The organism is Pontibacter populi, assembly GCF_040278685.1.
GTDB classification, from domain to species: domain Bacteria; phylum Bacteroidota; class Bacteroidia; order Cytophagales; family Hymenobacteraceae; genus Pontibacter; species Pontibacter populi.
In genome coordinates this window covers 42,154-58,366 of record NZ_JBEOKT010000018.1, presented here as the reverse complement: position 1 = coordinate 58,366, position 16,213 = coordinate 42,154, and the positions used below count along the sequence as shown (strand labels likewise).

The 16,213-nt window shown below is 45.6% G+C and carries 13 protein-coding genes; 11 read left to right on the top strand and 2 right to left on the bottom strand.

Going from position 1 to position 16,213, the window contains the following annotated elements:
• Positions 1-95: 95 nt before the first annotated feature.
• Both ABS362_RS16275 and ABS362_RS16270 read right to left on the bottom strand, forming a co-directional pair.
• Complete coding sequence (locus ABS362_RS16275; protein ID WP_350413702.1) at positions 96-1,427, bottom strand: beta-helix domain-containing protein; 1,332 nt, start codon at positions 1,425-1,427, stop codon at positions 96-98.
• Positions 1,428-1,476: 49 nt separating this feature from the next.
• A complete protein-coding gene (locus ABS362_RS16270; protein WP_350413701.1) occupies positions 1,477-4,275 on the bottom strand; it encodes a TonB-dependent receptor in 2,799 nt (932 codons plus the stop codon).
• Positions 4,276-4,704: 429 nt separating this feature from the next.
• On the opposite strand from ABS362_RS16270, the gene ABS362_RS16265 reads away from it, so the two are divergent.
• The 11 genes from ABS362_RS16265 (at position 4,705) to ccsA (ABS362_RS16215) (ending at position 16,156) form a co-directional block, all read left to right on the top strand.
• Entirely contained in the window at positions 4,705-5,895 is a 1,191-nt protein-coding gene (locus ABS362_RS16265) for a porin (RefSeq protein ID WP_350413700.1), read from the top strand.
• A 197-nt stretch (positions 5,896-6,092) separates the two neighbouring features.
• A complete protein-coding gene (locus ABS362_RS16260; RefSeq protein WP_350413699.1) occupies positions 6,093-7,088 on the top strand; it encodes a PstS family phosphate ABC transporter substrate-binding protein in 996 nt (331 codons plus the stop codon).
• 65 nt (positions 7,089-7,153) lie between these two features.
• On the top strand, positions 7,154-8,029 hold the full coding sequence (gene pstC / locus ABS362_RS16255; RefSeq protein ID WP_350413698.1) for a phosphate ABC transporter permease subunit PstC: 876 nt from the start codon (positions 7,154-7,156) through the stop codon (positions 8,027-8,029).
• Positions 8,022-8,879 (top strand): phosphate ABC transporter permease PstA, encoded by an 858-nt coding sequence (gene pstA, locus ABS362_RS16250; protein WP_350413697.1) that lies wholly within the window; start codon positions 8,022-8,024, stop codon positions 8,877-8,879. The genes pstC and pstA overlap by 8 nt, the downstream gene beginning before the upstream one ends.
• Positions 8,880-8,886: 7 nt before the next feature.
• Positions 8,887-9,651: a phosphate ABC transporter ATP-binding protein PstB gene (gene pstB / locus ABS362_RS16245; RefSeq protein WP_350413696.1), complete on the top strand. Its 765-nt coding sequence runs from the start codon at positions 8,887-8,889 to the stop codon at positions 9,649-9,651.
• Positions 9,652-9,705: 54 nt separating this feature from the next.
• Positions 9,706-10,395 (top strand): phosphate signaling complex protein PhoU, encoded by a 690-nt coding sequence (gene phoU, locus ABS362_RS16240; RefSeq protein WP_350413694.1) that lies wholly within the window; start codon positions 9,706-9,708, stop codon positions 10,393-10,395.
• Positions 10,396-11,276: 881 nt separating this feature from the next.
• On the top strand, positions 11,277-11,921 hold the full coding sequence (locus ABS362_RS16235; RefSeq protein WP_350413745.1) for a heme exporter protein CcmB: 645 nt from the start codon (positions 11,277-11,279) through the stop codon (positions 11,919-11,921).
• A 112-nt stretch (positions 11,922-12,033) separates the two neighbouring features.
• Positions 12,034-12,699 carry a cytochrome c biogenesis protein CcsA gene (ccsA, locus tag ABS362_RS16230; RefSeq protein WP_350413692.1) on the top strand — a complete coding sequence of 222 codons (666 nt, stop codon included), beginning with the start codon at positions 12,034-12,036 and terminating at the stop codon, positions 12,697-12,699.
• Positions 12,686-12,955 carry a CcmD family protein gene (locus ABS362_RS16225; RefSeq protein ID WP_350413690.1) on the top strand — a complete coding sequence of 90 codons (270 nt, stop codon included), beginning with the start codon at positions 12,686-12,688 and terminating at the stop codon, positions 12,953-12,955. The genes ccsA (ABS362_RS16230) and ABS362_RS16225 overlap by 14 nt, the downstream gene beginning before the upstream one ends.
• Positions 12,956-13,051: 96 nt before the next feature.
• Positions 13,052-13,477 carry a cytochrome c maturation protein CcmE domain-containing protein gene (locus ABS362_RS16220; protein ID WP_350413688.1) on the top strand — a complete coding sequence of 142 codons (426 nt, stop codon included), beginning with the start codon at positions 13,052-13,054 and terminating at the stop codon, positions 13,475-13,477.
• A 75-nt stretch (positions 13,478-13,552) separates the two neighbouring features.
• A complete protein-coding gene (gene ccsA, locus ABS362_RS16215; protein ID WP_350413686.1) occupies positions 13,553-16,156 on the top strand; it encodes a cytochrome c biogenesis protein CcsA in 2,604 nt (867 codons plus the stop codon).
• Positions 16,157-16,213 lie beyond the last annotated feature (57 nt).

Here is a 16,213-nt window from a genome sequence, read left to right as displayed (position 1 = left end):
GGCGGGTTTCGTGCGGACGGGAGACTAAGCCGTGCCGCTGCCAGTTGCAATGCAGAATCTCACCTATGCAAGGCAACCAGAATTTAGGAGGGAAATTAGTAATCTGTGTTCTGCGGGTCGAAGTTAGCCCAGCCTGCTGTCCAGTCATTAGCACCAAAAGCACCTACAAACTGCACCTGTTCAAAACCAGTCAGGTTACTGAACGACGCACCGCTTAACAACTCAGAACCTGAACCCGGAAGCAAGGCCGGAGCGCCAGACTGTCTGTAAGAACCTTCGATTTTAACATCAGCGTTGGAAGCTTTCTGCATGTTGGCATTCGTGGTAAACCAGTTCTGTACATCGAATGTGCTGCCTGATACTACTTTTAGTGGTGTAGTGGCGGCTACAACATAATTGTTCTTAAAGTTAAGTTCGTTGTTTGCCGCACCACCTTCTACAGCCGAACCATCCAGGTAAATACCTGTTGGCCAGCCTGCAATCACAGAGTTATAAACCGATATTTTGGTGTTCTTTTTAAAGTGGATGCCGCTGCCATAGTTTGAGTCTGCAGTAGTGCTTGCAGTAGCCAACGGGCCGAATAAGCTAACGTTTGAGAACTTTGCTCTTGTGTTTGGTGTGGCAGTGTCGCCGGCCTTGTTGTTATCCGATTCAAAACCATTCGATTTCGAAACGTCTGCTATGTTCGGATCGCTGATACCTAATGCAAACTGTATAGTTCCGGAGTAGCCGTTGTCCGTGTCAAACATATCGTCTACGGTTTTGTAAGCGATCAGGTGTTTCGCGTTTGTTGTACCGCCAAACCACTCAAAGGCATCATCACCGCCAAAAGATACCTGTACATAATCGATCTCAGTGCCGCTACCTACACCACCAAATGTAATTCCATTTATCTCGTTATCCGGCTGGAAAGCGATACCTGCAAACTCTACACGCACATACTTCAGTACACCTGAGTTGTCAGCTGATTTGTCGCCACCATATTGCCTGTCTACGCCCCCTTCAATAGCAGCTGTGCTACCCAGGTTTACAGGAGCCTTACCGAGTATAATAAGGCCACCCCAGTCGCCGGCTTTACGCGAACCTTTTGGCTGGTTAGAAGTGAACACGATCGGTTTGTCAGCTGTACCACGGGCAATGATCTGTGCCCCGCGCTCCACTATAAGCGAGCCTTTTGTTGTTTTGTCGCCTTTAATAATAGTGCCTGGTTCTATAGTTAATTTGGCAGGAGCCTGCACGTAAACAAAGCCGGTTAACAGGTATTTCTTATCTGCTTTCAGCGTCATATCAGACGTGATATTTCCGCTCAGTTCTACTACTTCTTTGTTCTGCTCGATAGGCGTAACTGTATCGTCGCCGTCTTCTTTACAAGAAACTGTGGCTACCCCTAATAAGGCGAGCAGTAACAATGTGCTTACTTTTTTCATCGTTAATAAAATTTAGGTTAAAAGGTTATTGGGTTGGTTATGATGTTTTTTAGAATTTATAGTTGATGCCTAGCGTAGTATAGCTGCCGCGTTTATAGTTGGTAAAATCGTCATCCTGGGAGTTGATCTTGGTATCGCGGTTGGAGTCCTGCATCAGGTTTACTTTCTGGTTCAGGATGTCCTGGATACCGGCTTTCAGTTCGAAGTGCTTGCCTATGCCCTTTGTTACTGACAGATCAAGTACGTTGCGTGGCATTTCGTAAACCGTTGGAGCCTGGTCATCGCCTACCGTAAAAATGCGCTTGCCAATTACGTTGTAGAGCATGTTCACCTGCAGGTTGCGTACTTCATCGTTATAGTATAAGCCGGCATTCACTATAAAAGGCGACTGCCCATACATGGCCCTGTTTCGTTCCTGTCCTTCAGACTCTGCTCCCAGATCTACTTTACTTTCTATAAGCGAAGCATTCAGTACCAGGCTCATGTTCTGTATCAGGCTGCGGTCCGACAGGTTTAGGAATGATTTTCTGACTTCCGTTTCGATACCATAGCTCTGCGCATGGCTTGCATTTTTAGGCTGGTAAATCGGGTTACCAGAGGCCGGCATACTATAGATCTCGATCGGGTTTTTGAAGTACTTGTAGAACACACCCACCGATAATATCTCTGTTGGGTTCGGGTAAAACTCGAAGCGGAGATCGGTGTTGTGTATGGTTGCGGTCTTCAGGTTCTCGTTCCCTTTTATCTCGGCATTCAACTGAAAATCATAGTAAGTGAAAGGGGCCAGCTCTCTAAACTCCGGGCGGTTAACGCTTATACTATAACCACCACGTAACAAGGCTTTTTCCGTGAAATTATAAGTTGTGTTAAGCGATGGCAGTATACTTGTGATCGGGTTGCTTACTTCCAGTTTTCCGCCACCATATTTCGAGGTGCTGAGTTGCTGCTCGTTAAACTCTACACGCAGTCCGCCTGAGATATTCAGCTTATTATTTACTGGCAGGTTACCACCAACATAACCGGCTATCAGCAAACTTGATGCATCGTATCTGTCAGTTGGGTTAGTACCTTCTGCAAGGCTGAAGCCGCTGGTGCTAATGTTCTCCGGTCTGAAAAGTGCGCCTAACGGCAAGATCAGCAGATCATCGTTAAACTGGCTTGGATCAGCAGTTATATAAGACATCCAGCGTGCATCAAAATTACGGTTCTTGTTCTCGGCATAAAACCCTGCTCTTAGTTTCGGCTGATTTTCTGAAACTGAGTCTTTGGTTGCAAACCTGCGCTCAATTTGCCCGGCGGCCAGCACAGTGTTCTCCTGCATCTCCGAATCAAAACGGCCGGCATCAAACGTAGTGGCGGAGTATTGCGGAATTACCCAACGGAAAGGTTCATTGCTGCCAATGTTACGCTGCGACCTAATGCGCTTGTAGCTTGGTTCGTTTCGGTTACTATAGTTGTAGCCTGCTGTCCAGGTATAGGTGGTGCGTTCATCGGCGGCATCGTGTGTGCCCTGCAACTGGCCCGAGTAAACTGTTCTGCTTTCGTAGCGCTGCGCATAGTTTTGTATATCCACATCTTTACCCTGCACTTCCTGTCCCATACGGGCTATTACCTGCGACTGCCCCATCTGGTTAAACAGGTTCCTGAACTCAATCTTATTACTATTATTCAGTCTGAAAGCCCAGTTACTGATCAGACCTACACGTACATTCTGGCTTGACTCGGTGTCGTTGTAACTATACTCTATCAGGTTGGTTTTCTGCTGTGCTTCGTTGTAAGTGTAGCGGTAGCGGTTTACGGTTTGCAGCTGGCTGTTATTGCTGTAACTTAAAGCTGTGAGGTTGCTGGCTTCGGTATCGCCTATAAAGAAGCGGCGTGTCAGGCCAAACGAAAGGCGCAGATCCGGTGCAGCTGTTTTGGTGTTAGATGCCCAGTCATTCTTTAGTTGTTTGGCTGAGGTTATTAAACTTTCGCTACTAACATTATTCAAGTGCGAGGGGAAAGAACCAGGCAGCGCTCTTGTATTATTATCAAACCCCAGAAAATCTGTATTGCTGCCTTGCTGTGTATTTATAGTTTTAAAAGTGGTGCCGCTGCGGTAGCCGCCAGTTACGCCAAAGCTGGTCGTGTTTTCAGTAGCAAAGTTTTTGGTGTAAACTTTAATAACACCTCCGCCAAACTCGCCAGGCAATTCCGGCGAACCCGATTTAAACACCAGGATCCTGTCTAACACGCTGGTAGGAAGTATGTCGAAAGAGAAAGCCCTGGAATCCGGCTCTGTGCTTGGGGTAAGGGCGCCGTTCAGCATAACCGTATTGTAGCGCTCGCTCAGGCCGCGTATCATAATGTACTTATCGTTCATCACGGTTACGCCCGGTATGCGTCGTACCACTGCTGCAGCATCCCTGTCCAGCGACTTGGCTATCTGCTCGCCTGATACACCGCTTACAACAATTTCACTTTGCTTCAGGTCCTGTATCAAGGCCAGATCAGTATTGGTCTGGCGGGTGGCCACAACTTCTACCACGTTTAGCTCGGTGCTGTTATCTTCGAGCTGTATATTAAGTATAGTTGGCTGCCCTGCGCTTATTTTTATACCTGTGTTCTCAGATGGCTTATAAGAAAGAAAAGTAACTGATACGGTATGTGTGCCGGGCTCCAGCGCTAAACTATAGTTGCCTTCGTAATCGGTGCTGGTACCTTTGGCTGTGCCTTTTATAAACACGACTGCACCTATCACAGCTTCACCGGTAGCTTTGTCAGTTACCTTTCCGGTTAAAGTGCCTTGCTGTGCAAAGGCCGAACCTATAGTTAATAGAATGGTGAGAATTGTAAGTAATAACTTCATAGCGATGTACTGTTGTTTAGTCTCGCTGCAAAAGTAGAGAGGTCGTTTTACCTGAAGTTTAACTATAGTTTATGTTACCGTTAAGGTTTACAGGGTGGTGTTAAGCGATGGTTAAAACAGTGTTAAGAGTAGGTTAAGTGAATACCCGAAAGCAAAGCCTGGCAAAATAGTTACTGCTTATTAAATGCGAAATCCACGCGGTTACGTAATGCAACAGCTGATAATACTTAACATTAATATAACATTGGGATAACCTTGGAGTAATAATGAGTGCGTTATTTTGCACTGTGATTTTAAAACATCAATTAAAGCTGTCTGACTAACTGCTTCTGTTGAGTATCTAAAATCTAAATATAGTCTTTGGGCTATGCTTTTATATTTTATAGTTTCACGACCCCAGGATTAATTCTCACCTTAAACCAAAGTACCGTGACCAACAATTTCCGTAGCATTTTATTTTTGCTAAGCACATTTATAGTTACCGCTATCAGTAGCGCAAATGCACAAACTATAAATAACTCTAAATTCGGAAAAGGTCTGCAGTTTGTAGCCGCCGACTCTTCTTTCAGCTTAAAATTCAGCACCCGCTTCCAGGTACTTTACCAGGGTAGCGAGAACACAGTCACCAATAACTGGGACGACAGATTCCTGATCCGCAGGGCCCGCCTGAAATTTGAAGGTTTTGCATACTCTCCTAAACTGGAATATAAAATTGAGCTTGGCCTAAGCAACAGCGACATCGGTAACGACACTCCGGACCAGACCAATAATGCCGATAACATAATACTTGATGCCGTTGCTAAATGGGAGATGTTGCCAGGCCTGTCTTTATATGTTGGCCAGACCAAACTACCTGGCAACCGCGAACGCGTTGTATCTTCTCAAAAAATGCAGTTCGTAGACCGCAGCTTGCTAAACTCACGCTTTAACATAGACCGCGATGCAGGTTTGCAGTTACACCATGAGCATACTGTTGGCAATGTAGTGCTGCGCGAGATCGGATCAGTAAGCATGGGCGAAGGCCGTGACATTACAATAAATAACACCGGTGGCTACGACTATACAGGCCGTTTCGAGATTCTGCCTTTCGGTACGTTTGCAGGAGATGGTGATTATGTAGGCAGCGACCTGGCCCGCGAGCAAACTCCAAAATTGGCCTTAGCAGCCACCTACGATTACAACGATGACGCCACAAGAGCGCAAGGCCAGTTAGGCGATTTCCTGAGCCAGCAGCGCGACCTGCGTACTGTGTTTGTAGATGCCATGTTTAAATACAAAGGCTTCTCGGCTATGGGCGAATATGCCAACAAAAAAGCGCCAGACGGACCAGTTGTTTTAACAGATGATACCGGTGACGTAGAAGAGACCTTTGTAACCGGCGAGGCCCTGAACCTGCAGGCAGGTTACCTGTTTCCGACTAACTGGGAAGTTGCAGGTCGTTACACTAGTTATGATCCAACAAAAGTAACTGGCTTAACCCCAGAGAAACAGTATACCCTTGGCATCAATAAATTTATAGTTGGCCATAGCCTGAAAGTACAGGGCGATGTTACGCTTCAAAAAAGAGATGGCCGCGATGACAACTATCAGTTCCGTTTGCAGATGGAGCTGGCATTGTAATCAAAAGTTAACAATTACTTAACGCTTACCTGTTCTTAGTGTCGTACATAGTCTGTCTATTTGCACTCCTGATCAGGCACTTAACACGCAACAACTATAACACTCTGATTTACATATTTTTGAATTAAAGTAACCTCAGAGAGTCAATTGAAGTTTATCTCAAGAAATTATAAACCTTACTAAAAAACAAAAAGCTTATGTCAAATTTTAGGCTTACTTACACAAAACTGAACCTGGCTATATTGTTAGGCGGAAGCTTACTTTTAGCCTCTTGCGGTGGCAACAGCAACACCGAAGAAGGCGCAGCATCTGACCTTACCGGTGATATACAGATAGATGGTTCTTCTACGGTTTACCCGATTACGGAAGCGGTAGCAGAAGAATTCAGAGCAGAAGCCCCGGATGTAAGAGTAACTGTTGGTGTATCTGGCAGCGGCGGCGGCTTTAAGAAATTCTCTCGTGGCGAAATAGACATCACCAATGCGTCTCGTTCTATAAAAGAATCAGAATCAGAAGTGGCGAAAGAAAATGGCATCAGTTATATTGAGTTGCCGGTTGCTTTCGACGGACTTACAGTAGTAGTGCACCCTGAGAACGACTGGGTAAAAGATATAACTGTAGCTGAACTTAAAAAAATATGGGAGCCAGCTGCACAAGGCACAATTAAAAAGTGGAACCAGATACGCCCGGAATGGCCTGATAAAGAAATACACTTATATGGCGCGGGCGTTGAGTCTGGCACATACGATTACTTTACAGAAGCTATAGTTGGCGAAAGCCACTCCAGCCGCGGCGACTATACAGCCAGCGAGGATGATAACGTATTGGTACAAGGCGTATCAACAGACCCACTGGCACTTGGTTTTTTTGGATATGCTTACTACGAAGAGAACAAAGGTAAACTAAAAGCTGTACCCGTAAACGACGAGAACGATGCAAACGGCAAAGGCGCTATTCTGCCAAGTGTCGAGACTGTAAAAGATGGTACTTACGCTCCGCTATCTCGTCCGCTGTTTATTTATGTAAACTCTAAGGCAACAGCACGCCCTGAAGTAGTTGAGTTCGTGAACTATTACCTGGATAACGCCGGTGCGCTGAGCGAAGAAGTTGGTTATATACCAATGCCTGCCGAACAGTATGAAGCACAGAAAGCTAAATTCAAGGAGTTTTCTTCGGGCACTGCTAAAAAGTAATAGTAACATCAATGCTGAATGCGGTTCCTTCGGGTAACCGCATTTGGTGTGTAAAAATATTTCCCTTGAGAATACAAGAGCGAATTATTGAAGGCCTGCTCTGGTTATCCGCTGTGATAACCATACTAATTACAGCAGCCATAATATGGGTTCTGCTTTCAGAATCTGTAAGGTTTTTCTCTGAAGTATCTATAGTTGATTTCCTGACAGATGATGAGTGGACGCCATTGTTTGCAGAAAAGCACTTTGGCATAATGCCTCTGGTAGCGGGCACCTTACTTACTACTGCCATTGCTATTGCCGTTGCCTTGCCTATTGGCTTAACTATAGCTATCTACCTGAACGAGTACGCACCAGCCCGTTTTAAACAGACTGTAAAACCATTGCTGGAGATACTAGCAACTATACCTACGGTTGTTTATGGTTTCTTCGCGCTTACGGTGGTTACGCCATTCCTACAAGGTATCATTCCAACGCTGGCAGGTTTCAATGCGCTTTCAGCTGGTATCGTTATGGGTATCATGATCATCCCAATGATCTCGTCGCTGAGTGAGGATGCCATCAGTGCTGTGCCACGTTCCCTTCGCGAAGCTGCTTATGGCATGGGCTCAACAAGGTTACAGACTGCTTTTGGTGTTATGGTCCCTGCTGCTTCGTCTGGTATAGTGGTGTCGGTAATATTGGCTATTTCCAGGGCTGTCGGCGAAACTATGCTTGTTGCCATTGCCGCCGGTCAGCAGCCACGCCTTACAGCCAACCCGTTGGTGCCCATCGAAACTATAACCACTTACATTGTACAGGTTAGTTTAGGCGATGTGCCACACGGCTCACTGGAATACCGAACTATTTTCGCGGCAGGTATCACGCTGTTCATTTTCACGTTCGCGCTGAACAACCTAAGCTTCTGGATCAAAAAGAAATACCAGGAAAAATATGACTAACGGAGAAAAAAACAGGCTGAAAGATAAAGCTTTCCAGGTGTTTGGTGTATTCTGCACCTTTATTGGCCTGGTGGTACTTGCTATCTTCCTGATCGACATTATTATGGAAGGCGCTTCCAGGATAGACTGGGATTTCCTGACCAGCTTACCATCGCGCAGAGCGAGCCGCGCCGGTATTTATACAGCATGGGTCGGTACACTCTGGATACTGATATTAACTTCTGTTATCGCTTTCCCGCTGGGCATTGCCGCCGGTGTCTACCTGGAAGAATACAGCAAGCGAACAAAAATGGCTAACTTCCTGGAGATCAACATTGCCAACCTTGCCGGTGTACCTTCTATTATCTATGGTTTGCTGGGCATGGAGATGTTCGGGAGAGTTATGGGCCTTGGCGGAAGCTTACTTGCCGGAGCGCTTACGCTTTCGTTGCTGATCTTACCTATTATTATAGTTACAACCCGCGAAGCAATTAAAGCGGTGCCGCGCAGTATCCGGGATGCATCGTATGCACTGGGTGCCTCTAAATGGCAAACCACCTGGAACCAGGTTTTACCGGCTTCGTTTGGCGGTATCATGACAGGGATTATTCTTTCCCTTTCGAGAGCTGTGGGTGAGGCGGCTCCGCTTATCGTAATCGGGGCACTGGCTTACGTACCGTTTGTACCAACCTCGCCAACCGATGAGTTTACCGTGCTCCCGATCCAGATCTTTAACTGGACATCCAGACCACAGGCAGACTTTTTAGTAAATGCCGCAGCAGCAATTATTATATTACTTTTAATTACATTTATACTTAACGGTATTGCCGTATACTTGCGCAACAAGTGGCAGAAACGTGTAAAGTGGTAACATAACCATGAGTAAGAAAAACTATAAACTGGAAGCCAGGAATCTCAACGCCTTTTATGGCAGCTTCCAAGCCCTTAAAGACATTAACATAGCCATGGAAGAGAAAGCGGTTACAGCTTTTATCGGTCCGTCGGGCTGTGGTAAGTCTACGTTTTTGCGCACCCTTAACCGCATGAACGACTACATAGATGGTTTTAGAATAGAAGGCGATATTTTGCTGGATGGTAATGATATTTACACGAAAGAAGTTCGTGTGGATGAGCTTCGTAAAGAAGTAGGCATGGTTTTTCAGAAGCCAAACCCTTTTCCGAAAACCGTTTTCGAGAATGTAGTTTACGGTCTTAAGATACAGGGTATCAAGGATAAAAAGATTCTGACCGAAACCGCTGAAACCTCGCTTCGCAAAACGGCCCTTTGGGATGAGGTGAAGGATAAGCTGGATAAATCGGCTCTGGCACTTTCAGGTGGCCAGCAGCAGCGCCTTTGCATTGCTCGCGCCCTCGCTATTTCGCCTTCGGTTATCCTGATGGATGAGCCAACTTCAGCCCTGGACCCGATCTCTACAGCTAAAATTGAAGAGCTGATCTACGAACTGAAGAAAGATTACACGATAGTTATAGTTACGCACAACATGCAGCAGGCAGGCCGTGTAAGCGACCAGACAGCGTTCTTTTACATGGGCGAGCTGATCGAGTTCTCGAAGACCAAGACCATGTTTACCAGCCCGAAGCACGAGCGTACCCAGAACTATATTACAGGCCGTTTTGGTTGAGTTCTTATAGTTTACAGCGAGCGTGTTATAGTTATTAATAAAACAAGAGACTAAATGATGAACCATATAGATGTTGAACTTAGTGACCTGAGAGTTAAGTTGATGGAGATGTGGGACCTGGTGGAGTACCAGCTGCAGAGCGGCCGCGAAGCCATGTTAACCGCCGACCATGAACTAGCCGGCAAAGTATTAAAGCTTGGCAAAAAGGTTAATAACTTTGATGTGAAGATAGACCGCATGTGCGAAAATCTGCTGGCGCTTTACACTCCGGTTGCCGTGGATCTCCGTCTGGTATTGGCTACCCTTAAAATTAACGCTAACCTGGAGCGCATCGGCGACACGGCAGAAGGTATTTCGATGTATGTGCAGAACAGGAATATTCCGTTTAGCCCCGAAATGTTAGAAATAACGAAAGCAGTGGCTATGTTCGACGAAGCACTGTCTATGTTTCATGATTGCCGCACGGCCTATAAAGCAAACGATACGGACCATGCACGAGCCATCATTAAACGCGATAAAATGCTGAACAAGATCTATCGCAAATCAGACTCGATCATTGCAGAATTCATGCGCAATAACCCTGATAGTATTCTGGAAGGCCTTGCACTACTTTCTATAATCAAAAAGGTAGAACGTGTAGGCGACCAGATCACTAATATAGCCGAGGAGATTATCTTTTACCAGGATGCCAAAGTGGTAAAGCACAAATCTAAAAAGAAGAACAAGGATAACGGAAATCAATAGCAACTATAACTCAAATAGTTGTTTCCAGGCAAAAGCACGGGCTGTTATAGTTCGTGCTTTTGTTTTATAGTTCAATATGCTGGCGCGGGTCTGTGACCCGTGTCTAACCATGGTGTTGAGTCTCCCGACTCAACTGGCCCGACAGGGACAGGAATTGCAGTAGCTTTGGCTATAGTTCTATAGTCAACAATATCCAACCACCCCCAGCCCCTCAGAGCTACGCTCGCTACCTTCGAAATCGCTTCTCGGAAGTCCAAGGCGGGGAGCTTTCTGCTTTTTATTTTGTCATCTCGAACAGGGTGAGCGATCTGGTACAGTTTAACATCCCCCTTCGCCCCCTTCTAAGGGGGACTCTCTGACTTTGCTATAGTTGGGGTTATAGTTTCATAGTACAAGCCTGTCGAGCGGACAGGTCGCGACCTGTCCCTACGGAACTACGACCACGATAAATGTCGATGCTTATCGTTCAAATTATACTATAGAATTGCTATGAGAAATATCTCAGTCTTTGGGTTGAGCGCCTTTGATTTGTTGCGGTGCCGCAGGCAACCCGAGGCACGAGGGTAGCTTCAAATCAAAGGCGCGATGCCCGAAGACGGGGCCTCCCGGCCGTGAGGGAGCCAAGCCAACTATAAAACAATAGGTAAGTAAAGCTCCCAGGATGAAGAGTGGTTTGAAACTATAGCTTGGTGCGGAAGTAGGGTTTACAACTATAGGACATATAAGATCCTTCGACTTCGCTCAGGATGACAACGGGAAAACTATAACCCACCACAAACTGATACAAATCATCAATCCAAACAAACACTACTTTCCCAAATAATTGTGTCGTAACTTTGCGAAAAATTAACGCAGTGCTGCTAAAAGAAATACTATATCTGATACAGAAAGACCTAGTGCTGGAATGGCGACAGAAATATGCCTTTAACGGTATGTTACTGTATGTGGGTAGTACCGTTTTTGTGTGTTATTTAAGCTTTGGTCTTCGCCAGTTCTCCGACGACAGCGGCCCGATCTGGAATGCATTGCTCTGGATTATCTTGCTGTTTACATCGGTTAACGCTATCGCCAAAAGTTTTATGCAGGAGAACCGAGGCAGGTTGTTATACTTCTATTCTATAGTTAGCCCGCAGGGCATAATACTGGCTAAAATAGTTTACAACACGCTTTTAATGTTGCTGCTGGCTATTATCTGTTTTGTGTTCTATGCGTTTGTATTGGGCAACCCAGTGCAGGATATTCCAATGTTTTTGCTGTCGCTTTTGCTTGGAGCTATCGGGTTTTCTACATCCCTGACTATGATCTCGGGCATTGCATCCAAGGCCGCAAACAGCAGTACATTAATGGCGATCCTGAGCTTCCCGGTTATAGTTCCGATGCTGCTGATGCTCATCAAAATGTCGAAGAACGCAATGGATGGTTTAGACAGAGGAGCCAGTCTCGACGAACTGTTGACTTTGCTCGCCATAAACATGATCGTTATCACTGTTTCTTATATTTTGTTCCCGTACCTTTGGCGTTCGTAAGCCGTGGATTATCACTGTGTTTGCGAAACATTTTATGCAGCTTCGGGCACAAAAAATAACAGAATGTGTTAATAGAAGTAAGATGCTGCAAACGAATAACTTGACTTAAAGAATGAAAAACTATTGGTGGAAAATACTGACCGTGCTGTTGCTGATCTTTACAGTAGTGGTTGGTATGATGTCAGAAGTTCCGAGGCTGGCTATTCTGAACGAGACCATCCGGAATTTATACTTCCATGTACCTATGTGGTTTGGTATGATCCTGATACTGCTGATCTCGGTTGTATACTCAATAAAATACCTGCGCAACCCAACTATAAAAAACGATGTGGTAGCTTACGAAGCTGCTAAAGTTGGTATCCTGTTTGGCGTGCTTGGTATAGTTACCGGTATGGAGTGGGCCAAATTTACGTGGGGCGAATACTGGAGCAACGACCCGAAACAGAACGCTTCAGCCATTGGCCTGCTTATCTACTTTGCTTATGTGGTACTGCGCAGCTCGTTTGCCGAACAGCAGCAGCGTGCCCGCATCAGCGCTGTTTATAATATCTTTGCATTTGCAGCTTTAATCCCTTTGCTGTTTATTCTCCCAAGACTTACCGATTCGCTGCACCCTGGCAACGGGGGCAACCCAGGCTTTAACAGCTACGACCTCGACAGCCGCCTGCGTATGGTTTTTTATCCTGCAGTATTGGGCTGGACCTTACTGGGCATTTGGATCGTGAATGTAAGATCAAGATTTGAATTACTGAGACAACGCTTATATGAAACTGTTTAAAATACTGGCCATCTGCTGCTTTATCCTTGGCGCACTGGCAGGAATCACCCAAGTGCAGGCTCAGCCTGAGCAAACCCAGGTAGAGTATTCGTCTGACCCGGCTGAAACGGATATAGAAATGGCCGACACGCTGCGCCAGGATGGAAAGATCTGGGTAGTGGTAGTAGTTCTGCTGACTGTACTGACCGGATTAATCATTTACCTGGTAACGCTGGACCGTAAGGTAGGCAAACTCGAAAAGCAATTTAAAGAATAGTTACCGGCAGGTATAAAAACAGCACTAAAGTGGATTTAAAATACCTGCTTTTGTGTTAGGCTAACGAAACCGGAAAATCAATAATTTATACTATAGATGAAGAAGTCACACATCATCGGTATCATCATCATCGCGGCAGCCATCATGATCATCATGTCTACGGCCGGCGACGCCAGTACTTATGTTGATTTTGGCCAGGCTAAAGAGCTGGCAGAAGATGGAAGCAAAGCAAAGGTGCACGTAGTAGGCCGCCTTAAAAAGGACGCACAAGGCCATATAGTTGGCATGAAGTATGACCCGATCGTAGACCCGAACTACTTCTCGTTTATGCTCGTGGATACAAACCGCGTAGAGCAGCAGGTGGTATACTTTAACCCAAAACCACAGGACTTTGAGCGCTCGGAGCAGGTTGTAATTACCGGCAGCATGCAGAACGAAGTGTTTGTAGCCGATAAGATCCTGCTGAAGTGCCCGTCTAAGTACGTGGAAAAAGAAGTACAGCAAACTACCGCAGGCTTGTAATTCAGTTAGAAAGTATAGCTCTTTAGCCTTTTTAACTTCCACACTTTTTAACTTATACATTTCTAACTTTTAAAGATGATAAATACGCTGATCGGCGATATAGGCCACCTGAGTGTGATAATTGCTTTTGTGGCAGCCATCGTGTCTTCTTACGCTTACTTTATGGCTTCGCGTTCTTCTATAGATGCTGAAGCTCTTACCAAATGGCGCCGGTTTGCCCGTGGTGCTTTTTATGTGCATTCTGCGGCAGTATTGTTAGTAATATTCGCGCTCTTTAACATTATTTACGAGCACCGTTACGAGTATTATTACGCCTGGAGCCACTCGTCCAATCACCTGCCAGTCCATTTCATGATCTCCTGCTTCTGGGAAGGCCAGGAAGGCTCATTCCTGCTTTGGATCTTCTGGCATGTAGTGCTTGGAGTTGTATTACTGAACGCTGGCAGAAAGAACAAGGAATGGGAAGCACCAGTTATGGCCATGTTCTCATTTGTACAGTTATTCCTTACCTCTATGATTTTGGGCGTGGTGATCGGTGACCTGAAGATCGGTTCTTCGCCATTTATCCTGATGCGTGACTTTATGCCGGATACCCCGGTGTTTGCCATGGATCCGAACTATAAACCAGAAGATGGTACCGGCCTTAACCCGCTTTTACAGAACTACTGGATGGTGATTCACCCTCCTACCCTATTTCTTGGTTTTGCAGCTACACTGGTTCCGTTTGCGTTTGCAATGGCTGGCTTATGGAAAGGTAAGTTCGGCGAGTGGGTACGTCCTGCATTGCCTTGGGCTCACTTTGCAGCTGTAACGTTGGGTATTGGTATTATGATGGGTGCTTACTGGGCTTACGAAACCCTTAATTTCGGTGGCTACTGGAACTGGGACCCTGTAGAAAATGCGGTATACATTCCGTGGCTGGTACTGGTTGGTGCAATCCATACCATGATCGCTTACCGTAGAAGCAAGCATGGCTTAAGAGCCAGCTATATCCTGGTTATCACCTCCTTTATCCTGATTCTTTACTCTACTTTCCTTACCCGAAGCGGTATCTTAGGTAATGCATCTGTTCACTCTTTCACAGACTTAGGTCTTTCTGGTCAGCTGTTCGCGTACCTTGCGGCTTTTGCAGTACTGGCTGTGGCGCTGCTGATCTATAAGTGGAAACACATACCTACAACCGAAAAAGAGCTGACTACTTATAACGGGGAATTCTGGATATTTATAGGTGCTGCAGTACTTTGCCTGGCAGGTTTTCAGGTGCTAACAACTACCTCTATCCCTGTTTACAATTCCTTCTTAGGTTTTATTGGTATAGAATCTAACGCCGCCCTGCCAGCCGACCAGATCGAGCACTATACGAAGTTCCAACTATGGGCAGGTGTACTGATTGGTATACTTACAGGTATTGGCCAACTAATGTGGTGGCGAAAAACGGATAAGAAAAGCTTTGGTGATGCGATCACCATGCCGCTGATGCTTACGTTACTGTTTGCCAGCCTTGTGATCATCTTATCTAACAAGTTCGATGTATTCGACTTTAAACTGGATAACCCGGTTTACATTACATTGTTTGTAACATCGCTATTCGCAGTATTTGCCAACCTGAGCATTATCCTGAGCCTGCTACATAAGAAAGTAACCCTTTCCGGTGGAGCTGTAGCGCACATTGGTATTGCTTTAATGTTACTCGGCATCCTGTTCTCATCAGGTTATTCCAACATTATTTCCGGGAACACATCAGGTATGTTATATTCCCGTGAATTCCCGGACGAAATTAACCGTGACAACGTATTGCTATGGCGCAACACTACTACCGACATGGATAAGTATAGTGTGAGCTATCGTGGCCAGTTCCTGGAAGTAGAAGGCGTACCGGAATATGTAAACAAGGAAGTACTTTTCAGAACAGCCGATGAGTATACTGCTATAGCCCGGGCTGACATTAAAGTAAAAGACAAACTATACTATAAGACTGGCGATACATTAGAGCTTCCGACTCCGGAAAACACGTACTACCAGGTAGAGTATAAGAACCGCGAAACTGAGGAAACCTTTACACTTTACCCACGCGCGCAGGTAAACCCTAATATGGGTCTGCTTGCATCTCCTGACATTAAAACATCCGCTACGAAAGATCTTTATACGCACGTTTCTTCTGTGCCGGACCCAAATGAGGAGAAAGAGTGGAGCGAGTTACAGGAGTATACTGTAACTATGGGCGACACCATTATCCTGAACGATTATGTAGCCATCTTTAACGGTGTTGAGGTGATCAAAGAAGTGCCGGGTGTACCTTTGAAAGCTGGCGATATAGCTGTACAGGCTGATATGAAGATTATGGGTGAGAAAAAGACCTACCACGCACATCCGCTGTTGATCTTTAAAGACGGCATGGCTGGTTATTACCCTGAGATCATCGAAGACCTTGGCCTGCGCATCACCTTCCTAAACGTAGACCCTACGAAAGAAGAATTTAAGATCGGTGTGAATACTACACAAAAGGACTACATCATTCTGAAAGCCATGGAGAAACCTTTCGTGAATATTCTTTGGATCGGTACTATCGTAATGTCTATCGGTTTTATCATGGCCATTACCCGTCGTAACCAGGAAGGCGGCGGCAAAACCCCGAAAACCAAACCTGCAAAGAAAGCTGAGAAAGCGCAGGTAGCGTAAGTTACATACATAATAAATATAGCAGAAAGGTGGGCATTGTCCGCCTTTTTGTATTTT